Below are 20,471 nucleotides of genomic sequence, written 5' to 3'. Positions count from 1 at the left end.
AGGTAGTAATCAGGCGAGAGTACGCCGCCTTGCTGCACCTTCTCCTGATTGAGCTGGGCCACGACATCGTCCACGGCGCTCTTCACATCACCCGCATCGTATGTCGACTGATCTTCCCAGTGCATGAGCACGAACCCCATGCCGCAGAGCACGGCAGCACTGACGAAGGCTCCGACGCGCTGCACCACATAGGCGGCGGCGGACGGCTCATTGGCCTCGGGGTTCCGGTACTGCCAGGCGCGGCTTCCCCAGTAGACGGCTCTGGGGTTGGCGCAACCGATCAGAAACAGGACAGCGGCCAACACCCAGCAGACGGTCGCCAATTGCATGGTCTTGGTCACGGGGAAAACTCGCAGTTCGAGTCGATATCGAGGTCGTCACTGAGTCCGAACGTTTTCCGTGGGCTCGGAGTCGGGTCCCTGTTACGGGAAGGGCCAGGTCAGAGCAGCCGTGGTCTCTGTGCCGCGCTGGCCGTCGCGTGCCCGACGTGCTAAGGCGCGATGTCAGAGCAACCCAACTGTCGGCCCATGGCGTTGAGGAACGATCGAAATATTTCCCTCTGGGCCTCAGCTGCAGATATCCCCTTGTTTTTCTCGATCAGCTGTCGATATTCGCTGGAAACGTTGATCGAGAAATAGGTATCTTTTTTTGCGCACGATGCCATGAGGGGTCCGGAAGTCGATCCGTTTGCCTTCCAGTCGGCTGCTGCTGGAGTCGCCCGGTTGATGTCTCTGGACAAGGACGCCAGTAGATTTTTGTCCTGAGTCATCGCGATGCTGATTTGGGGTTCGGGCGTCTTCTTGAAGCGAATATCGCAACTCCAGACCTGTTGGCCCTTGTGGCTCACTTGCTCCGTCTCCTGCTGTGGAACGTGGCCGGGTCTGGCATCGTCCGGGATGGCGAAACCAGGCAATGCGCAAGCGTGCGCGAAGTTTATCGGTCGCTCGGGTGACGGATCGTGAAGGGTCGGTTCTCTGTTTTCTCCCACCATGGCGCATCCGTTTGACGTGCCCAGTTTGGACATCGCTGTGGTGAGAGCCTTGGAAATGTCAATGCGTCGGTCTTCCTTGGCTGGCGGAGCTTCCTCAAGACGAATAGTGACTGCTTGTGCGGGAGCTCCGCTGTCGTGGGCCGTCATTCGCTTCCCACATTGGTTCGGGAGGCTGAGCCAGCCGACGCTATCTGAGACTCCGCCAAGAGCTTGATCGCCAAAATACGACAGACTGCCCGAAGCTGTCCCTCTTGAGCCGTCGATTGGAAAACCGCTCGGCTGATCACCAACCTCGAGCGTCAAAAAGCGAGAACGATCGTCCGGAAATTTCGTGCTGACCTTCACTGAACACGTGAAGGAGGTCGTGCTGTCTGTGTCTGCTTGAGGCTGAATCGATGAGGAAATGCGGCCGGAAGTTCCGAGGATTCGGTGGACATCTTCGGCGGACAGCGTGCCGTCGCACAGACGCTCAGGGCCGAAAATGTTCGTGTTGAACGTGGCGTGCAGGACCCCCGCCGCAGAAAATACCGCGGTCGCTGCTGCTGCCATGACCAATACTGTGCGTTTCACGAATTTCCCCATTGGATGTCAGCGAAGATAGTTCATGGCCTGGTCGCGGCTGGCCGCATAGGACTGTTGAGCCTCCTGCCTCATCTGCTTCACATCGTTGTAGTACTGCCCGCCCGCATCGCCAGCGTTTATTCCGTGATGTTGCATAGAAGCGTCGATGAGATCCTTTACTGCCATGGAGTCCTTTGTCCATTCCTTGGACAAGTGCCCTCGCGCGGTCTCGGCAGCCAAATTTTTGATATCCTTCGACCAGTCGTAGGCTGCGGCATCCAGCGTTCGCTGGGCCACGTCACCGATGATGGGTATTCCGGTGATGGGAGCGCCGCCCAGGTGGTACCCATACCTGGCCACGTCATCAGCCCATGTCATTTTCGCATCCCGAATATCCATAATCGTGTCCGAGCCGATAGCGTTGAGCGCTCCGAAGGCTGCTCCCACGTCACGGCTCGGGACGTCCCAATCGACATTCGATCGACCAGGGTGACTCGGCGTCCCTGCGAGGACGCCTGCGGCGTGAGCGCGCTCAGTGTTGTAGATGAGGGAGAAGTTCTTGGGGTCGTCGGAAACTCCACGTATGACTCGGATGAGACTTTCCTGACTTACTGCAATGTGTGAATTTCCGCCCTTGGCCAGGACGTTTTCGAGGCCCCCTTCGTAGCCATACGCAGAGTTCTGGCCTGTCAGGATCTCGTGAGTGTCCGTCGCGTAGTCGGCGATTGTGCGGGCGATTGGGCCGCGAAGGTTCTCCGGCATGCGGTCGCCGAATTTATTGTTGAGGCCTTCGACAGTGCGTTGAGTGATTCGCGCCTGGGCTTCGGAGTGTTTGGAGTCGATGGGCCCAGAGTCGCCATCCGTGCGTCCAGTGGCGGCAGCCTCGATTGCGCTGGCCAGACCTTTGCGGGCATCCGCATCTTCTACCCTCTTGAACTGCTCCATGTCTGGATGGGAATAGTTTCCCGTAAGTTCGTAACGGGTTTTCCAGTCCCGGTCCTGAAGCAGGTAGTGCAGACGTCCGTTGCTGTTGTTCGCATCTGGATCGAGGAATTTCTCAGCGGTCTTCGGATCCTTGCCCGCTATACCCAGAAGGGTGTCGAGCGGGTCCCTTGCGAGCCATGCTGGTGGCTTGCTCAAGCTCTTTCCGCTGGGCATGTCCCAGATTCGAGGCTCCTTCTTCTCGGCCGCGATGATGTCGTCCCCCAGATCCGCGATGAACTGCGGAGTGAATTTCTTTCCATGGGACATCAGGGTGAGGAGTGATTGATACCCGCGTATCTGCACCTGACCGTCGTTCTCGACTACCTTCGGTCCTGCTTTGCGCAGGCCGTCGCGCCACTTCTCGTAGAAGGGCGACTTCGGATCCGAGGTGGCGGCCGACACGGTGCCGGCCAGGCCGGACTGGATCGCGTCGTATGCCTCTCTGTGGCTCTTGTCGCCCGAGCCGGCCAGGCCGTTGAGGCGGTTGGTCAGCTCGATCGTTCCGTCGGGGCCCATCGTGGCCAGGACGAGCTGGCTGGCCTTCTTGTCCTGGGCGACGTCGCGGAAGAGCCAGGAAGCCTCGGCGAGTTCGTCCGGGTCGAGCTTCTTGCCGTCCTTGAGCTTCTGGGCCAGCCTGATGGTTTCCTTGGCCTCGGCCTTTTCGAGATCGCCCTCGGCCTTCGCGTTGAAGCTGTTGGGAATTCCGTCGAGGATGTCCGTGTCCTGGACGGCGGCGGTCAGGGCCATCCTGACCCCGTGGTCGGCATCATCGAAGACCTTGACCATGTCGGTGATCTTCTGGGCCCAGTCAGCCCGTTTGTTCGCCTCTCGGGCGAGTACGGCCTGGTAGTCCGGGTCGTGAAGGGCAGCGCGGTCGGTGGGGGCGGTGGAGGAGACGGTGCCGTCCTCACTCACCTTCAGGCCGTTCTTCTCCGCCTCGGCGACCACCGACTTCAATTTGCCGCGCAGCTCGGTGAACTGTGCTTGCGCGTCACGCAGAAGGGTCGCGACCGCACGTGCCTCCTTCGCCGCAGCGGCGTACTGGTCGGATGTCTTCTGCATGTTGGGCCGGGCCTGCAGGTTGGCCTCGCCGGTCCAGGAGCCGTCGTATCCGATGCTCTTCACCTGGCTGTCGTAAGTCTTCTGTACACCCTCGAAGTCCTTCGCCGCCGACTCCCACTTCGCTGCCGCTGTGGTCAGCAGGGACAGGTCCGTAGTCATGGCCTGGTGGTACGTGAGCATGCCGTGCCGACTTCCCCTCAGTATTCCGACAGCCGTGACTGGAAGGGCGGTTGGAAGCCTCTTCCGTCCTGCGGGATGAGCAGCGGGATCTGGTTGCCCGTGTGGATGTCCGTGCCCTGGAACAACCGGTTGGCACCGCTCAGTGCCGCCTTCTCCGCGGACAGTCGGCTCTGCAACGCCTTAACCGAGGCCCGCCACCCCTTGAGCGCCTCATTGATACCGGCTCCCGTCACCCACTCCGCGAATCCCTTGGCCGCGGCCTCCGTCGCCTCGTCCATGGCGCTGCCCGCCTTCTGCACATCGGGCTGTATGTGCTGCTCCAGCGCGGATATGGCCGACTTCTTCCGCGCCGCAGAAGACTTGAGGTCTGCGTCACTTCTTCCCGGGAGCTGGGGGAACCCATCGTTCCCGGAAACCCCATTGAGCCGCATCCGGGCCACCGCCTCCGTGTGCAGCCCGGTCCATTCCTCGTCGAATGCCACAATTCCCCCAACGCACCTCTACAGCACCGCATTTGCGCGTTCGAATCTAACAATGGGGCGTTGCCCGGCGCAGCCGCATCCTGATCTCTTGGCGCACCCCTGTCGCGACCTTAGGCACGCCTACGCGACAGGGGCATGAGTACGCGTACTCATGCCCCTGCGTCAGTCGAAAGCCGGCCTCTGCCTACTCCTCCGGCAGCCACCCCACCTGCACCAGCGGAGCCCCCCGCTTGCGGGAGACGAAGAAGCCGCGGCCCGGGGGCATCGGGCGGGGGCGGACGCCGCCGAGGAGGTCGCCCTCGCCCGGGTCGCCGGAGAGGACCACGCCCTGGGCGCCGAGTTCCTTCACGCGTTGCATGAAGGACTCGAACATCGAGCGGGACGCACCGGCGGAGCTGCGGGCGATGATGAAGCGGATGCCGACGTCGCGGGCGAAGGGGAGATTCTCGGTCAGGACCGAGAGGGGATTTCCGCTGCTGGTCGAGACGAGTTCGTAGTCGTCGACGATGACGAAGAACCGCGGGCCCGACCACCAGCTGCGGTCGCGCAATTGCTGCGGGGTGATGTCGGGCTGCGGAGCACGCCGTTCCATGAGGCCGTTGAGGGCGTTCGCGTGGACGGCCAGGGCCGAGGCGAGCGGGGCGTATTCCAGCAGATGCGTGTCGGGGATGACATCGAGCAGGGTGCGGCGGAAGTCGCCGACCACGATCTTCGCCTCCTCCGGCCCGTAGCGCTCGGTGATCTGCTTGGCCAGCAGCCGCAGCAGCGCCGTCTTGCCCGATTCGCTTTCGCCGAAGACGAGGAAGAAGGGGTCGGTCTCGAAGTCGACGTAGACCGGCTCCAGATTGGTCTCGTCGATGCCGATGGCGACGCCCTGCTGCGGATTCTCGAAGCCCTTGGGGAGCTCGTCGGCGCGCAGCTTGCGGGGGAGGAGCCTGACCCCGGGAGCGTGGGGTCCGGTCCACGCCTCGTCGACGGCGCGGACCAGTTCGGCGGTCGCGTCCGTCAAGGTCTCGGGGTCGCTGTCGGCGTCGATCCGCGGCAGGCCGGCCATGAAGTGGAGCTTTTCCGGGAGCTGTCCCCGGCCGGGCACCCCGGCGGGGACGTTCGCCGCGACCTTGCGGTCGAATTCCGAGTCCATGGTGTCACCGAGCCGCAGTTCCAGCCGGTTCAGAAGCTGGTCCTTGAGCGAGGCGCGGACCTCCATATTGCGGGAGGCGGTCACGACGACATGGATTCCGTAACCCAGGCCCCGCCCCGCGATATCGGTGACGACGCCTTCCAGCATGTCGTATTCCTGCTTGAAGTTGCCCCAGCCGTCGACGATGAGGAAGACATCGCCCCACGGCTGGTCGGCGAATCCGCCCGCCGCCCGCTGCCGCCGGTACGTCGTGATCGAGTCGATGCCCTGGGCCCGGAAATACTCCTCGCGCCGGGCCAGGATGCCCGCCACCTCGGCGACCGTACGGCGCACGCGCTCCGGGTCGAGCCGGGACGCGACCCCGCCGACGTGCGGCAGGCCCGCGATGGCACTCATGCCGCCACCGCCGAAGTCGAGGCCGTAGAACTGCACCTCGGCGGGCGTGTGGGTGAGCGCGAAAGACGCCACCAGGGTCCGCATGAGCGTGGACTTGCCCGACTGGGGGCCGCCGACGACGAGCATGTTGCCGGCCGCGCCCGAGAAATCGCGGAGCAGGACGTCGCGCCGCTGCTCGAAGGGCTTGTCGATGAGGCCGATGGGGACGACGAGACGGCCGAGGCGGCCGTACCCGGGGGCGGTGAGCCCGCGCCCCTCCACCGGGGACAGCGGAGGCAGCAGCTCGTCCAGGGAGGACGCCCGGTCCAGCGGCGGCAGCCACACCTGGTGGGCCGGCGGGCCCTGGCCCTCGATCCGCCGGACGACGACGTCCAGGACCGTCTCGGCCTGCGGCTCCTCGCCCGCACGGGGTGTGGGCCCGGCCGCGGGCTCCGGCGCGGTATAGGTGACCGGCACGGGATCGGCGGTGAAGAGCACCGGGCGGCGCTCGATCGGCAGCGCGTCGCCCCCGGAGCCCGCGGCCGGAGCCGTGCGGTACGGACCGGACACGTACGCCGCCTTGAAGCGCGTCATCTCGTCCGTACCGAACTTCAGATAGCCCGAACCCGGCACGGACGGCAGGTGGTAGGCGTCGGGCACGCCCAGCGCCGTACGCGACTCGGCGGCCGAGAACGTCCGCAGGCCGATGCGGTACGACAGATAGGTCTCCAGCCCGCGCAGCCGGCCCTCCTCCAGGCGCTGCGACGCGAGCAGCAGGTGCACACCCAGCGAGCGGCCGATGCGGCCGATCTGGATGAACATGTCGATGAAGTCCGGCTTGGCCGTCAACAGCTCGCTGAATTCGTCGATCACCAGGACGAGTGAAGGAAGCGGCTCCAGCGCCGCACCGGCCGCGCGCGCCTTCTCGTAGTCGTGCATGTTGGCGTAGTTGCCCGCGGAGCGCAGGAGTTCCTGCCGCCGCTGGAGCTCGCCGGTGATCGAGTCACGCATGCGGTCGACGAGCGTCAGGTCGTCCGCGAGGTTGGTGATCACGGCCGCCACGTGCGGCAGCGCCGACATGCCCGCGAAGGTCGCGCCGCCCTTGAAGTCCGCGAGGACGAAGTTCAGCGTCTCCGAGGAGTGCGTCACCGCGAGCCCCAGGACCAGCGTGCGCAGCAGCTCCGACTTGCCGGAGCCGGTCGCGCCGACGCACAGCCCGTGCGGGCCCATGCCGTCCTGCGCGGCCTCCTTCATGTCCAGCATCACCGGTGTGCCGTCCTCGCTCACGCCGATCGGCACCCGCAGCCGCTCCGCCGAGGACCGCGGGCGCCACGTGCGCGCCACGTCCACCGAGCCCGCGTCGCCCAGCCCCAGCAGGTCCGTGAAGTCGAGGTTGGCGAGCAGCGGCTCGTCGCCGTCACCGCCGCCCATGCGCAGCGGCGCGAGCTGCCGCGCCAGCGCCTCCGCGGCCTCCATGGACAGCGTGTCCGGCACGCCGTCGTAGGCCGCGACCTGCGACAGCAGCCGCAGCTCGCCCGGCTCGACCACGACGGACAGCCCGCCCCGCGGCTCCCCGAGATCCCCCGGCACCACCTCGACGATGGTCACGCCCTGGAGTCCCTCGGGCGCCGCGAACACCGACTCGGCCGGCACCGTACCGCCGTCGAGGACGAGCACCACGTGCGGCTGGTCGAGCACCGGCTGCCCGTCCCGGCTGAAGCGCGAGCGCCCCTCCAGCCGCGGGCGCAGCAGGTCCTCCAGCTCGCCGAGCTCGTCACCGATCAGCCGGCGCGCGCCCGCCCCGTCGACCGCGCCCGGCACCTGCACGTGCGGCAGCCACTTCGTCCACTCCCAGTACGACGCCGCCCCGCGCGCCGCGACCACCGCGACCACCAGGTCGTCCGGCGAGTGCAGCGTCACCAGCTGCGCGACGAGCGCGCGGGCCGTCCCGTGCACCGTCTCCGGGTCGCCCGAGAGCGTCACGTGGTAGAAGGCGCGCAGCGACAGCGCCATCGGCATGCCGTCCAGCGACCCGTGCGTGGCCAGGAACTGCTGCATCGCGCCCGTCGTCAACGGCTCCAGGTCGTCTATCGGAGCGGTCTCCGGAGCCACCAGCGGCGTCGCGAGCTGCTGCGCCCCCAGCCCGAGGCGGACCTGCCCGAAGTCGTCGTCGCCCGCGCGCCGCTCCCACAGCCGGGTGCCCTCCGCGACGACCGACCACAGCTGGTCGGGGGAGGGGTGCAGATAGAACTGCGCGTCCCGCTGCGCGCGCGCCGTCCGGCGCACGGTCCGGCGCGTCTGCGCGAGGTACTTGAGGTAGTCGCGGCGCATGTCCGCGGTCTGCCCCTGGGAGCCCTGACGGTGCCTCACGACCATCGCGATCGTCATGCCCAGCGTCGAGCACATCATCATGACGCCCATGATCTTCATCATGGGAGCGGCGCCCGGCATGAAGAAATAGACCATTGACGAGGCCATGCCCAGCGTCGGCAACAGCTGCATCAGCACGCTGTCCTGACGCCCGCGCGGCAGCTCGGGCGGTGCCTCCAGCCGGATCTCCTCACCGGGCACGTCCGGCGGCAGACTCCGGGGCGGGCGATGGACGACGACCTGGCTCACCGGATGCCTCAACCCCTCCACGCGGTGAGGAATCTCCGCCCGGCACCCCTCCGGCGCCGGCCTCCCCTCCGCGGAACGGCGATCCTATCGACGTGCGCCGACGAGCTCCCGATAGGGTGGCCGCCGCGCGTATGCATGAGCGAAGGCTCGGAGTGGAGCAGGGGGCCCCGACAGGTGAGTACGTCCACTGGGACAGGTTTCTGCCGGGTGACGGTGGTCGCTCCCGACAGCCGGATCGACGTCGCGCTGCCGGACGACATCGCGGTCGCCGACGTCTACCCGGAGATCCTGCGGCTCACGGGCCAGACACAGCCCGTCGGCACCCCCACCGGCTACCACCTCGTACGCCGCGACGGCACGGTCCTCGACGGCGCCCGCTCGCTGGCCGCCCACCGGGTCCTCGACGGTGAACTGCTCTCGCTGCGCCCCTTCGCGGAGTCCCTGCCGCCCGCCGTGCACGACGACGTGACGGACGCCGTGGCCGCGGCGGTCACTCGCGACCGGACCCTGTGGAACGACCAGCTCCTGCGCGCCGCCGGACTCTTCGGCGGCGCCCTGCTGCTCGCCCTGATGGCCTTCGCCCTGTGGTTCGCCGACCCTGTCCGGCACGACATGCACGGCACGCCCGGTGCCGTCGCGGCCGCCGCCGGCGTGCTGCTGGCCGCGCTCGCGGGCGTACGGGCGAGGGTCTACGGCGACCGCGCCTGCGCCATCGCCCTGGGGCTCGCCGCCCTGCCGCACCTGATGATCGCGGGCTCCGGGATACTCGCGCCCGACGCGGGGCAGGGCGCCGGCCGACTCCAGTTCCTGCTCGGCTGCGCGGCCGTGCTCGTCGCCGCCGCGGCCCTGGTCGCCACCGTGCCCACGGGCGACGCGCCCTTCGTCGCCGCCCTCACCGCGGCGGTCACCGGCACCCTCGCCGCCTTCGGCCTGATCCTCAGCGGAGCGGGCGCCGCGGACGCGGCCGCCGTCTGCGGTGTCGCCGCGATCGGCGCCCTCGCCTTCCTGCCGGGCCTCTCCGCCCGCGTCGCCCGGCTGCCCATCGGCTACGCCGCCCCCCACTCCGCGACCGGCGGCGACCTCGACCCGGCCGCCCGCGCCACCCCCGACCCCGTGGACGCCGAGCGCGTCGCCGACCGCGTCCGCCGCGGCCACGAGCTGCTGCTCGGCCTCGTCGGCGGCTGCGCGGCGGTCGTCACCGTCTCCGCCGCCGTCCTCGCCTTCTCGGCCGACGGCGGCCCCTGGGCCCGCCTCCTGGCCCTGGCCGCCGGGCTCACGATGCTGCTGCGCGCCCGCCTCTTCCGCTACACCTCGCAGGTCACCGCGGTCCTGGCCGCCGGGCTCGCCGCCCTGGCCCTGCTGGTACTCGGCATGTCCCTGAACCCGCCCGCGGGCGGCTCCACCGACATCCGTACGGTCTGGCTCGCCGCGGCCGTCACGCTCGGCGGCGGCCTGCTCACCGCCGTCGCCCTGATCGTCCCCCGCAAGGGTCTGTCACCTTTTTGGGGGCGCGTTTCGGACATCTCCGAAAGCGTCCTCCTCCTGGCCCTCGTGCCGCTCGCCCTCGCCGTCCTCGGCATGTACGGGACAGCCCGCGGTCTGTCGGCGGGCTGACGGCCCCCTGGGCCGGGGCCGGAGCGGGGCCCGGGAGCCGGGCTGGTACTGTGTGCAGTGGCCGTTTGTGTACGCGCCTCCGGACCGCCCTGCGGGGCTTCTGGGGACAGCGCCCAGCGGACCCCGCCTCCCGAGTAACGGAAGCTCCCCTGAGACCAAGACCAGGGGCACTCGGTGGCTGAAAACGAGAATTCCAAGGAGTACGCGTGTCGCTCGACGCCGCTACGAAGAAGCAGATCATGGCCGAGTTCGCCACCAAGGAGGGCGACACCGGCTCCCCCGAGGTCCAGGTCGCGATGCTCACCCGTCGCATCTCGGACCTGACGGAGCACCTCAAGCAGCACAAGCACGACCACCACTCGCGTCGTGGCCTGCTGCTGCTGGTCGGCCAGCGCCGCCGCCTGCTCCAGTACCTGGCCAAGAAGGACATCACGCGCTTCCGCGCCCTGGTGGAGCGCCTCGGCATCCGCCGCGGTGCCGCGGGCGCCAAGTAAGACGTCGTGAAGGGAGCGGTTCCCACCTCTGGGGGCCGCTCCCTTCGCGTATCTCGTGGGACGCCGAAGCTTTGTAGTCTGGTGTCCACGAAGGACTGAACAAAAGAACAGCATGAGGAGGCGCGCTCCGCTCGCCGCCGGTCCTCGGTAGTGGCCCCCGGAACAGGGAAATCCGGGTGCTTCGATCGAAGACCGGCCAGCCGGCGCCCCTCCGCCAACGTCCCCGCCACACGGGCGGGGACGCAGACGAGGAGATATCCCTGGTGGAGAACGAGACCCACTACGCCGAAGCCGTCATCGACAACGGCACCTTCGGCACCCGCACCATCCGCTTCGAGACGGGCCGCCTGGCCAAGCAGGCCGCCGGCTCCGCCGTGGCGTACCTGGACGACGACACCATGGTGATGTCGGCGACCACCGCTTCCAAGAAGCCCAAGGACCAGCTCGACTTCTTCCCCCTGACGGTGGACGTCGAGGAGCGGATGTACGCGGCCGGCAAGATCCCCGGCTCCTTCTTCCGCCGCGAGGGCCGGCCCTCCGAGGACGCGGTCCTCACCTGCCGCCTGATCGACCGCCCGCTGCGCCCCTCCTTCAAGAAGGGCCTGCGCAACGAGATCCAGATCGTCGAGACGGTCATGGCGCTCAACCCCGACCACCTCTACGACGTGGTCGCCATCAACGCCGCCTCCTGCTCCACGCAGCTCGCGGGCCTGCCCTTCTCCGGTCCGATCGGCGCCACCCGCGTCGCCCTGATCAAGGGCCAGTGGGTCGCGTTCCCGACCCACACCGAGCTCGAGGACGCCGTCTTCGACATGGTCGTGGCCGGCCGCGTCCTGGAGGACGGCGACGTCGCGATCATGATGGTCGAGGCCGAGGCCACCGAGAAGACCATCCAGCTGGTCAAGGACGGCGCCGACGCCCCCACCGAGGAGGTCGTCGCCGCCGGTCTCGAGGCCGCGAAGCCCTTCATCAAGGTGCTCTGCCGCGCCCAGTCCGAGCTCGCCGCCAAGGCCGCCAAGCCCGAGGGCGAGTTCCCGGTCTTCCTGGACTACCAGGACGACGTCCTGGCCGCCCTGACCAAGGCCGTCCGTGACGAGCTCGCGCAGGCGCTCACCATCGCCGGCAAGCAGGAGCGCGAGACCGAGATCGACCGCGTCAAGGAGATCGCCGCCGAGAAGCTGCTCCCGCAGTTCGAGGGCCGCGAGAAGGAGATCTCCGCCGCGTACCGCTCGCTGACGAAGTCCCTGGTGCGCGAGCGCGTCATCAAGGAGCGCAAGCGCATCGACGGCCGTGGCGTGACGGACATCCGTACGCTCGCCGCCGAGGTCGAGGCCATCCCGCGCGTGCACGGCTCGGCGCTGTTCGAGCGTGGCGAGACCCAGATCCTGGGCGTCACCACCCTCAACATGCTCCGCATGGAGCAGCAGCTGGACACCCTCTCCCCGGTGACCCGCAAGCGCTACATGCACAACTACAACTTCCCGCCGTACTCCGTCGGCGAGACCGGCCGCGTCGGTTCGCCGAAGCGCCGCGAGATCGGCCACGGCGCCCTGGCCGAGCGGGCCATCGTGCCCGTCCTGCCGACGCGCGAGGAGTTTCCGTACGCCATCCGCCAGGTCTCCGAGGCGCTCGGCTCCAACGGCTCGACCTCTATGGGCTCGGTCTGCGCCTCCACCATGTCGCTGCTGAACGCCGGTGTGCCCCTGAAGGCCCCCGTCGCCGGTATCGCCATGGGCCTGATCTCCGAGGAGATCGACGGCAAGACGCACTACGTCGCCCTCACCGACATCCTCGGTGCGGAGGACGCCTTCGGTGACATGGACTTCAAGGTCGCCGGTACGAAGGAGTTCGTCACCGCGCTCCAGCTCGACACCAAGCTGGACGGCATCCCGGCCTCCGTCCTGGCCGCGGCCCTCAAGCAGGCCCGCGACGCCCGTCTGCACATCCTCGATGTGATGATGGAGGCCATCGACACGCCGGACGAGATGTCCCCCAACGCCCCGCGGATCATCACCGTCAAGATCCCCGTGGACAAGATCGGTGAGGTCATCGGCCCCAAGGGCAAGATGATCAACCAGATCCAGGAGGACACCGGCGCCGAGATCACGATCGAGGACGACGGCACCATCTACATCGGTGCCGCCGACGGCCCGGCCGCCGAGGCCGCCCGCGCCACGATCAACGGCATCGCCAACCCGACCATGCCGGAGGTCGGCGAGCGCTACCTGGGTACGGTCGTCAAGACCACCACCTTCGGTGCCTTCGTCTCCCTCATGCCGGGCAAGGACGGCCTGCTGCACATCTCGCAGATCCGCAAGCTCGCCGGTGGCAAGCGCGTGGAGAACGTCGAGGACGTGCTCGGTGTCGGTGCCAAGGTCCAGGTCGAGATCGCCGAGATCGACCAGCGCGGCAAGCTCTCGCTGATCCCGGTCATCGAGGGCGAGGACGCCGACGAGGCTAAGGACGAGTCCGCCAAGTGACGTCCCGTAGTACACGGAAGACGGCCCGCACCTCTTCGGAGGGGCGGGCCGTCGCCCGTACCCAAACGCTTCTCAAGGGCGAGCACGGCATCGGCACGGTCCGCCGCACCACCCTTCCCGGTGGGCTGCGCATCGTCACCGAGACCCTGCCGTCCGTCCGCTCCGCGACCTTCGGCATCTGGGCCAACGTCGGCTCCCGCGACGAGACCCCGACGCTGAACGGCGCCACCCACTATCTGGAGCACCTGCTCTTCAAGGGCACCTCCAAGCGCAGCGCGCTGGACATCTCCGCCGCCATCGACGCGGTCGGCGGTGAGATGAACGCGTTCACGGCGAAGGAGTACACCTGCTACTACGCCCGTGTCCTCGACACCGACCTGCCGCTCGCCATCGACGTCGTCTGTGACATGCTTACGGGCTCGCTCATCGACGCCGCCGACGTCGACGCCGAGCGCGGTGTGATCCTCGAAGAGATCGCCATGACCGAGGACGACCCCGGCGACTGCGTGCACGACCTGTTCGCGCACACCATGCTGGGCGACACCCCCCTCGGCCGGCCGGTGCTCGGCACCGTCGACACCATCAACGCCCTCAGCCGCGACCGGATCGCGCGCTTCTACAAGAAGCACTACGACCCGACCCACCTGGTCGTGGCCGCCGCGGGCAACGTCGACCACGCCAAGGTCGTCCGCCAGGTGCGGGCCGCCTTCGAGAAGGCCGGCGCGCTCGGCCGCACGGACGCGGCCCCGGTCGCCCCGCGCGCGGGCGCCCGTACGATCCGCACCGCCGGCCGCGTCGAGCTGCTCGGCCGCAAGACCGAGCAGGCGCACGTCGTCCTCGGCATGCCCGGCCTGGCCCGCACCGACGACCGCCGCTGGGCGCTCGGCGTGCTCAACACCGCCCTCGGCGGCGGCATGAGCTCGCGGCTCTTCCAGGAGGTCCGGGAGAAGCGCGGACTCGCCTATTCCGTCTACTCCTACACCTCGGGCTTCGCCGACTGCGGCCTCTTCGGCGTCTACGCCGGCTGCCGCCCGAGCCAGGTCCACGACGTCCTCAAGATCTGCCGCGACGAGCTCGACAAGGTCGCCTCGGACGGTCTGACGGACGAGGAGATCACCCGTGCCGTCGGGCAGCTCTCCGGCTCCACGGTCCTGGGCCTGGAGGACACGGGCGCGCTGATGAACCGCATCGGCAAGAGCGAGCTGTGCTGGGGCGACCAGATGTCGGTCGACGACATGCTGGCCCGCATCTCGGCCGTCACCCCGGACGAGGTCCGCTCGGTGGCCCGCGATGTACTGGGGCAGCGTCCTTCGCTGTCCGTCATCGGCCCGCTGAAGGACAAGCAGGCGGCCAAGCTCGACGAAGCCGTGGCCTGAGCAGTTCCCAGAGCCCGAGAGAAGGAAGCACCAAGGATGAGCAAGCTGCGCGTGGCGGTCATCGGCGCCCACGGCCGTATCGGCTCCGAGGCCGTACGGGCCGTGACGGCCGCCGAGGACATGGAACTGGTGGCCGCGCTGGGCCGGGGCGACAAGCTTCAGGCGCTGACCGAGGCGGGAGCCCAGGTCGCGGTCGAGCTGACCCACCCCGACTCCGTGATGGACAACCTCGAGTTCTGCGTCGCCAACGGCATCCACGGAGTCGTCGGCACGACCGGCTGGACCGAGGACCGCCTCGCGCGGCTGACCGGCTGGCTCGACGCCAAGCCGGGCACCGGAGTGCTCATCGCGCCCAACTTCTCCATCGGCGCCGTGCTCACCATGACCTTCGCCCGGCAGGCGGCTCGCTTCTTCGAGTCCGTCGAGGTCGTCGAGCTGCACCACCCGAACAAGGCGGACGCCCCCTCCGGCACCGCCACCCGCACCGCCCAGCTGATCGCCGAGGCCCGCCGGGAAGCGGGCTGCGCCCCGCAGCCCGACGCCACGACGACGGCCCTGGAGGGCGCGCGCGGCGCGGACGTCGACGGGGTGCCGGTGCACGCCGTACGGCTGCGCGGCCTGCTGGCCCACCAGGAGGTGCTGTTCGGCGACACCGGCGAGACGCTCACCATCCGGCACGACTCGCTGCACCACAGCTGCTTCATGCCGGGCATCCTGCTGGGCGCGCGGCGCGTCGTGAGCACGCCGGGGCTGACGTTCGGCCTGGAAAACTTCCTGGATCTGGGCTGAGCACCGTGCGCGCGAAGATCGTCTATTTCGCCCTGGCCGCCGTCCTGGTCGTCTACTTCGTCCTGGTCGGCAGCCGCGGCGTCATGCTCATCCAGCAGGGCACGGCCATCACCGTCACCTTCGGTGCCGCGGTGCTGGTGCTGCCGTTCATCGGTGCCTGGTTCCTCTACCAGACCACCAAGTTCGCGCGGGACGCCAACCGGCTGGCGCGGGAACTGGAGGCCGAGGGCGGCCTCCCCGTCGACGAGCTCGTCCGCACGCCGAGCGGTCGCATCGACCGCGACTCGGCGGACGAGGTCTTCGCCCGCCGCCAGGCGGAGACGGAGGACGCCCCCGGTGACTGGCGCACGTGGTTCCGCCTCGCGGTGGCCTACCACGACGCCCGCGACACACCCCGCGCCCGCAAGGCGATGCAGCGGGCGATCGCCCTGCACGACGGCAGGCCGGTGCGCGCGGACGCGTGAGGGACAAGGGCTCAGGCGGGGGAGTCCGCCCGCTGTCCCCGGCCGCTCGGCCGGATGCCCGTCCGCACCAGCCGCAGGGCCGCCGCGATCACGACGGCGGCGACGGCCACGCAGACACCGCCGACCAGCAGCGAGCCGGCCAGCACGATGATCAGCGCGGAGAAGAGCAGATACGCGGCGAGGAGCAGCAGCAGGGCGGCACCGCCGACCTGCCAGGAGCCGGGCCGGTGGGCACGGGGCCCGAGCGGGGCGTCCTCGTGCGGCAGGGGCTCGGCGGCGGGTGTGGCGGGGGCGCCGTCGCGGGCGGCTGTCAAAAAGGGCAGGGGCATTGGGCGAGGCTATCGATGCGCGAGAGGTCCGGCCACGTCAGGGTGGCCGGACCTCGGTCGTGTCGCTGATCGGCGCGCGTCAGCGGCTGTCCTTCGCCTCCGACTGCTGCGTGTGGTGCGGGCTCTGCGCGCCGGTCTCGAGGGCGGGCATCCCGAACAACAGCGCCCCCACGAGCCCCGCCGCGACCGTCAGCCCCACGAGCGCACGGCCGGCTATCTGCGAGCGGCTCGCGCGGTCTCGGGGCGGCGGCGTGACGTTGCTGCGGTAACGCTCTGCCTCGGCGACAAAGGCGAACGGCACGGGCTCTCGCCGGCGGAACATGAAGCGCTCTCCTAGGAAGCTCGAGTGTGTGCTGTCGGTGCTGTCTGTGCTGTCACATAGAAGGACGTTCGAATCGCGCCGGTGGTGCCCGAATTCTGCGACTTCTGTGAAAAATCTCAACCGGAGCCCCGGCAATCACCGTGGCCCCGCTCTGTCGGAGGCCGAGTGTCAGTGGCGGCCCGTAGGCTGGGCGCCGCCCCAGCAACGCGATTGGAAGGACCCCGCCGGTGACCGACAGCCCCACCGAGAACGCCAAACCCACATTCCGTGGCGATGTGACCGTCGAGCTGGTCAAGCACAGCGCTGCCGACTCCGACGTCCTGTGGGCGGCTCGCGTCTCCACCGCCGGTGAGCAGTCCCTGGAGGAGATCACCAAGGACCCCGAGCGGTCCAAGGGGCTCATCAACTACCTGATGCGGGACCGCCACGGCAGCCCCTTCGAGCACAACTCGATGACCTTCTTCATCAGCGCCCCGATCCTCGTCTTCCGCGAGTTCATGCGCCACCGCGTCGGCTGGTCGTACAACGAGGAGTCCGGCCGCTACCGCGAGCTCCAGCCCGTCTTCTACGTCCCGGGCGCGGACCGCAAGCTGGTCCAGGAGGGCCGCCCCGGAAAGTACGTCTTCGTCGAGGGCACCCAGGCGCAGCACGAGCTGACCACCCGCGCCATGGAGGACTCCTACCGCCAGGCGTACGAGGCCTATCAGGAGATGCTCGCCGCGGGCGTCGCCCGCGAGGTCGCCCGCTCGGTCCTGCCGGTCGGTCTCTTCTCCTCGATGTACGCCACGTGCAACGCCCGCTCGCTGATGCACTTCCTCGGCCTGCGCACCCAGCACGAGCAGGCGGCCGTCCCCTCCTTCCCGCAGCGCGAGATCGAGATGGTCGGCGAGAAGATGGAGGCGGAGTGGGCCAAGCTCATGCCGCTCACCTACGCGGCGTTCAACAAGAACGGCCGCGTCGCGCCGTAGCGCGGGTACGCGGAGTAGCGGGGGCACCGGATGGGATGACGCGCGGGGCCGCGTACGCACCGGTAGCAAAGGTGTCCGTATTGCGGCTTTTCGTTACCTTCATCTAGGCTGAACAAACGGACCCGGCACTGCTTGAACCCCCGAGCAGGCAGTGCCGGGATCCCTTTCCCACTCCCCGAGGGAGCACCTCACGGTGAGCAACGAGTAGCGTGGCCCCCATGGCTCCGACCTCCACACCGCAGACGCCCTTCGGGCGGGTCCTGACCGCCATGGTCACGCCCTTCACCGCAGATGGCGCCCTTGACCTCGAAGGTGCCCAGCGACTCGCCACGCACCTGGTGGACGCCGGCAATGACGGCCTTGTCGTCAACGGCACCACCGGCGAGTCCCCGACCACCAGCGATGCGGAGAAAGCGCAGCTCGTACGTGCCGTGGTCGAAGCGGTCGGAGACCGCGCCCACGTCGTCGCCGGAGCCGGCACCAACGACACCCAGCACAGCGTCGAGCTCGCCCGCGCCGCCGAGAAGGCGGGCGCCCACGGCCTGCTGGCCGTCACCCCGTACTACAACAAGCCCCCGCAAGAGGGCATCTTCCGGCACTTCACCGCGATCGCGGACGCCACCGGCCTCCCGGTGATGCTCTACGACATCCCCGGCCGCAGCGGCGTCCCGATCAACACCGAGACCATCGTCCGGCTGGCCGAGCACCCCCGGATCGTCGCCAACAAGGACGCCAAGGGCGACCTGGGCCGCGCCAGCTGGGCCATCGCCCGCTCGCGCCTTGCCTGGTACTCCGGCGACGACATGCTCAACCTCCCGCTGCTGTCCGTCGGCGCCGTCGGCTTCGTCTCCGTCGTCGGTCACCTCGTGACCCCCGACCTGCGCTCGCTGCTCAGTGCCTACCTCGACGGCGACGTCGCCAAGGCGACCGCGATCCACCAGCAGCTGCTCCCGGTCTTCACCGGCATGTTCCGCACCCAGGGCGTGATCACCACCAAGGCGGCCCTCGCGCTCCAGGGCCTGCCCGCCGGCCCGCTGAGGCTGCCGCTGGTGGAGCTCTCCGCCGAGGAGACGGACCAGCTCAGGCGCGACCTCTCCGCCGGCGGGGTCGAGCTCTAGCGACCGTGGGCGCCCCCGGGCGCCCGCCCACAGACTTCACAACTGAACATCGAAAACAACAGCAAGTGCACGAATGTCACGCGCGCCATGTGCCCCAGGAGGGCATGTGGCGTGCGTGGTGAGGAGAGTCTTTTGAGTCACCCGCATCCTGAACTCGGTCCCCCGCCGCAGCTCCCCGAGGGCGGCCTGCGCGTCACGCCCCTCGGCGGTCTCGGCGAGATCGGCCGCAACATGACCGTCTTCGAGTACGGCGGCCGCCTGCTGATCGTCGACTGCGGAGTGCTTTTCCCCGAGGAGGAGCAGCCCGGAGTCGACCTGATCCTGCCGGACTTCAGCTCGATCCGTGACCGTCTCGACGACATCGAAGGCATCGTGCTCACGCACGGCCACGAGGACCACATCGGCGGTGTCCCGTACCTGCTCCGCGAGAAGCCGGACATCCCGCTGATCGGCTCCAAGCTGACCCTCGCCCTGATCGAGGCGAAGCTCCAGGAGCACCGCATCCGCCCCTACACCCTGGAGGTCCAGGAGGGGCACCGGGAGGGCATCGGCCCGTTCGACTGCGAGTTCATCGCGGTCAACCACTCCATCCCGGACGCCCTCGCGGTCGCCATCCGCACCCCGGCCGGCATGGCCGTGCACACCGGCGACTTCAAGATGGACCAGCTCCCGCTGGACCGCCGCCTCACCGACCTGCCCGCCTTCGCGCGGCTCGGCGAGGAGGGCATCGACCTGCTGCTCGTGGACTCCACGAACGCCGAGGTCCCCGGCTTCGTCCCGCCCGAGCGCGACATCTCCAACGTGCTGCGCACGGTCTTCGCGGGCGCCCAGAAGCGCATCATCGTGGCCAGCTTCGCGAGCCACGTGCACCGCATCCAGCAGATCCTGGACGCCGCGCACGAGTACGGCCGCCGGGTCGCCTTCGTGGGCCGCTCCATGGTCCGCAACATGGGCATCGCCCGTGACCTGGGCTATCTGCGCGTCCCCGCCGGTCTGGTCGTCGACGTCAAGACGCTGGACGACCTGCCGGACGACGAGGTCGTGCTGGTCTGCACGGGTTCCCAGGGCGAGCCGATGGCCGCGCTGTCCCGGATGGCCAACCGCGATCACCAGATCCGGATCGTCCAGGGCGACACGGTCATCCTGGCCTCGTCCCTCATCCCGGGCAACGAGAACGCCGTCTACCGCGTGATCAACGGCCTGACCCGGTGGGGCGCCAACGTCGTCCACAAGGGCAACGCCAAGGTCCATGTCTCGGGCCACGCCTCCGCGGGCGAGCTGCTGTACTTCTACAACATCTGCAAGCCCCGCAACCTCATGCCGGTCCACGGCGAGTGGCGCCACCTGCGGGCGAACGCGGAGCTCGGCGCCCTGACGGGCGTGCCGAAGAACCACATCGTGATCGCCGAGGACGGCGTCGTGGTGGACCTGGTGGACGGCTCGGCGAAGATCGTCGGCAAGGTCCAGGCCGGGTATGTGTACGTCGACGGCCTGTCGGTCGGCGATGTCACCGAGACCTCGCTCAAGGACCGCCGCATCCTCGGCGACGAGGGCATCATCTCCGTCTTCCTCGTCGTGGACAGCACGACGGGCAAGCTGGTGGGCGGCCCGCAGATCCACGGGCGCGGCTCGGGCATCGAGGACTCCACGTTCTCGGCCGTGGCGCCGAAGATCGAGGAAGCCATCGCCAAGTCCGCCTCCGACGGCGTGCTGGAGCCCCACCAGGTGCAGCAGCTCGTCCGCCGGACCGTGGGCAAGTGGGTGTCCGACACCTACCGCCGACGCCCGATGATCCTCCCTGTGGTCGTCGAGGTCTGACGCACAATCAGCCGTACGGACGGCCGCCCCGGACTCGATTTGCATCCGGGCGCGGCCGTCCAGTACGTTTACGGCTCCACCGCAGCGGGAACCCCTGAACGCCTAGTGCGTGAAGGACCGTTCCGCAGCGGATGGGGAAACCGACCCGGAGTGATCTGATAAAGTCGGTGAAGCCGGAAAGCGAAAAGCTGGAAGGCGAAACCCCACTTCAACAGGGGGCCGGAAACGGAATCTGAACCGGAAACGGAACGGAAAACGGATCTGGTAAGGTTGGAAACACGAAATACCGAAGGGAAGCGCCCGG

The 20,471-nt window shown here is 68.5% G+C and carries 16 protein-coding genes; 9 read left to right on the top strand and 7 right to left on the bottom strand.

Going from position 1 to position 20,471, the window contains the following annotated elements; genetic code table 11:
• The 5 genes from ACFY1P_RS34965 to eccCa form a co-directional block, all read right to left on the bottom strand.
• On the bottom strand, positions 1 to 341 hold a 341-nt coding region (locus ACFY1P_RS34965), incomplete at its 3' end, for a hypothetical protein (RefSeq protein WP_390752971.1).
• 149 nt (positions 342 to 490) lie between these two features.
• Positions 491 to 1,540, bottom strand: coding sequence for a hypothetical protein (locus ACFY1P_RS34960; protein WP_390752970.1), 1,050 nt, complete (start codon positions 1,538 to 1,540; stop codon positions 491 to 493).
• Positions 1,541 to 1,579: 39 nt separating this feature from the next.
• Positions 1,580 to 3,757: a hypothetical protein gene (locus ACFY1P_RS34955; RefSeq protein WP_390752969.1), complete on the bottom strand. Its 2,178-nt coding sequence runs from the start codon at positions 3,755 to 3,757 to the stop codon at positions 1,580 to 1,582.
• Between the two features lie 38 nt (positions 3,758 to 3,795).
• The gene (locus ACFY1P_RS34950) at positions 3,796 to 4,260 is read right to left on the bottom strand and encodes a hypothetical protein (protein WP_390752968.1); all 465 of its coding nucleotides are present in this window, start codon (positions 4,258 to 4,260) and stop codon (positions 3,796 to 3,798) included.
• A 184-nt stretch (positions 4,261 to 4,444) separates the two neighbouring features.
• Entirely contained in the window at positions 4,445 to 8,395 is a 3,951-nt protein-coding gene (gene eccCa, locus ACFY1P_RS34945; protein WP_390752967.1) for a type VII secretion protein EccCa, read from the bottom strand.
• A gap of 174 nt (positions 8,396 to 8,569) precedes the next feature.
• On the opposite strand from eccCa, the gene eccD reads away from it, so the two are divergent.
• The 6 genes from eccD to ACFY1P_RS34915 all read left to right on the top strand — a co-directional run bounded on the left by eccD (position 8,570) and on the right by ACFY1P_RS34915 (position 15,612).
• Positions 8,570 to 10,009, top strand: coding sequence for a type VII secretion integral membrane protein EccD (gene eccD / locus ACFY1P_RS34940; RefSeq protein WP_390752966.1), 1,440 nt, complete (start codon positions 8,570 to 8,572; stop codon positions 10,007 to 10,009).
• A 206-nt stretch (positions 10,010 to 10,215) separates the two neighbouring features.
• A complete protein-coding gene (gene rpsO / locus ACFY1P_RS34935) occupies positions 10,216 to 10,503 on the top strand; it encodes a 30S ribosomal protein S15 (protein WP_045934183.1) in 288 nt (95 codons plus the stop codon).
• Positions 10,504 to 10,766: 263 nt separating this feature from the next.
• The gene (locus tag ACFY1P_RS34930) at positions 10,767 to 12,983 is read left to right on the top strand and encodes a polyribonucleotide nucleotidyltransferase (RefSeq protein WP_361532725.1); all 2,217 of its coding nucleotides are present in this window, start codon (positions 10,767 to 10,769) and stop codon (positions 12,981 to 12,983) included.
• Positions 12,980 to 14,359: a pitrilysin family protein gene (locus tag ACFY1P_RS34925; protein WP_361532728.1), complete on the top strand. Its 1,380-nt coding sequence runs from the start codon at positions 12,980 to 12,982 to the stop codon at positions 14,357 to 14,359. The genes ACFY1P_RS34930 and ACFY1P_RS34925 overlap by 4 nt, the downstream gene beginning before the upstream one ends.
• Before the next feature lie 36 nt (positions 14,360 to 14,395).
• Entirely contained in the window at positions 14,396 to 15,148 is a 753-nt protein-coding gene (dapB, locus tag ACFY1P_RS34920; RefSeq protein WP_361532731.1) for a 4-hydroxy-tetrahydrodipicolinate reductase, read from the top strand.
• A 5-nt stretch (positions 15,149 to 15,153) separates the two neighbouring features.
• Complete coding sequence (locus tag ACFY1P_RS34915) at positions 15,154 to 15,612, top strand: hypothetical protein (protein ID WP_390752965.1); 459 nt, start codon at positions 15,154 to 15,156, stop codon at positions 15,610 to 15,612.
• 11 nt (positions 15,613 to 15,623) lie between these two features.
• Here the strand turns inward: ACFY1P_RS34915 and ACFY1P_RS34910 are convergent, their stop codons facing one another.
• Together ACFY1P_RS34910 and ACFY1P_RS34905 are read right to left on the bottom strand one after the other, a co-directional pair.
• Entirely contained in the window at positions 15,624 to 15,941 is a 318-nt protein-coding gene (locus tag ACFY1P_RS34910; protein WP_361532737.1) for a hypothetical protein, read from the bottom strand.
• A gap of 79 nt (positions 15,942 to 16,020) precedes the next feature.
• Positions 16,021 to 16,263 carry a hypothetical protein gene (locus ACFY1P_RS34905; RefSeq protein ID WP_361532740.1) on the bottom strand — a complete coding sequence of 81 codons (243 nt, stop codon included), beginning with the start codon at positions 16,261 to 16,263 and terminating at the stop codon, positions 16,021 to 16,023.
• Positions 16,264 to 16,490: 227 nt separating this feature from the next.
• Between ACFY1P_RS34905 and thyX the strand changes: the two genes are divergently transcribed.
• The 3 genes from thyX (at position 16,491) to ACFY1P_RS34890 (ending at position 20,167) form a co-directional block, all read left to right on the top strand.
• Positions 16,491 to 17,231 carry an FAD-dependent thymidylate synthase gene (gene thyX / locus ACFY1P_RS34900; RefSeq protein ID WP_361532743.1) on the top strand — a complete coding sequence of 247 codons (741 nt, stop codon included), beginning with the start codon at positions 16,491 to 16,493 and terminating at the stop codon, positions 17,229 to 17,231.
• A gap of 218 nt (positions 17,232 to 17,449) precedes the next feature.
• A complete protein-coding gene (dapA, locus tag ACFY1P_RS34895; protein ID WP_361532746.1) occupies positions 17,450 to 18,349 on the top strand; it encodes a 4-hydroxy-tetrahydrodipicolinate synthase in 900 nt (299 codons plus the stop codon).
• A gap of 132 nt (positions 18,350 to 18,481) precedes the next feature.
• Positions 18,482 to 20,167, top strand: a complete 1,686-nt coding sequence (locus ACFY1P_RS34890; protein WP_361532749.1) for a ribonuclease J — start codon at positions 18,482 to 18,484, stop codon at positions 20,165 to 20,167.
• The last annotated feature ends 304 nt before the right edge of the window (positions 20,168 to 20,471 follow it).

The organism is Streptomyces sp. NPDC001407 (genome assembly GCF_042895325.1).
In the GTDB taxonomy this organism is placed as follows: Bacteria; Actinomycetota; Actinomycetes; order Streptomycetales; family Streptomycetaceae; genus Streptomyces.
The sequence above is the reverse complement of the archived record's forward strand: the minus strand, read 5'-3'. Positions and strand labels throughout refer to the sequence as shown.

What these genes read in the sequence shown, in the direction of transcription:
- dapA (WP_361532746.1), top strand. Translation starts at nt 17,450, where the DNA reads ATGGCTCCGACCTCCACACCGCAGACGCCCTTCGGGCGGGTCCTGACC.
- ACFY1P_RS34955 (WP_390752969.1), bottom strand. Translation starts at nt 3,757, where the DNA reads ATGACTACGGACCTGTCCCTGCTGACCACAGCGGCAGCGAAGTGGGAG.
- ACFY1P_RS34960 (WP_390752970.1), bottom strand. Translation starts at nt 1,540, where the DNA reads ATGGCAGCAGCAGCGACCGCGGTATTTTCTGCGGCGGGGGTCCTGCAC.
- ACFY1P_RS34910 (WP_361532737.1), bottom strand. Translation starts at nt 15,941, where the DNA reads ATGCCCCTGCCCTTTTTGACAGCCGCCCGCGACGGCGCCCCCGCCACA.
- ACFY1P_RS34905 (WP_361532740.1), bottom strand. Translation starts at nt 16,263, where the DNA reads ATGTTCCGCCGGCGAGAGCCCGTGCCGTTCGCCTTTGTCGCCGAGGCA.
- dapB (WP_361532731.1), top strand. Translation starts at nt 14,396, where the DNA reads ATGAGCAAGCTGCGCGTGGCGGTCATCGGCGCCCACGGCCGTATCGGC.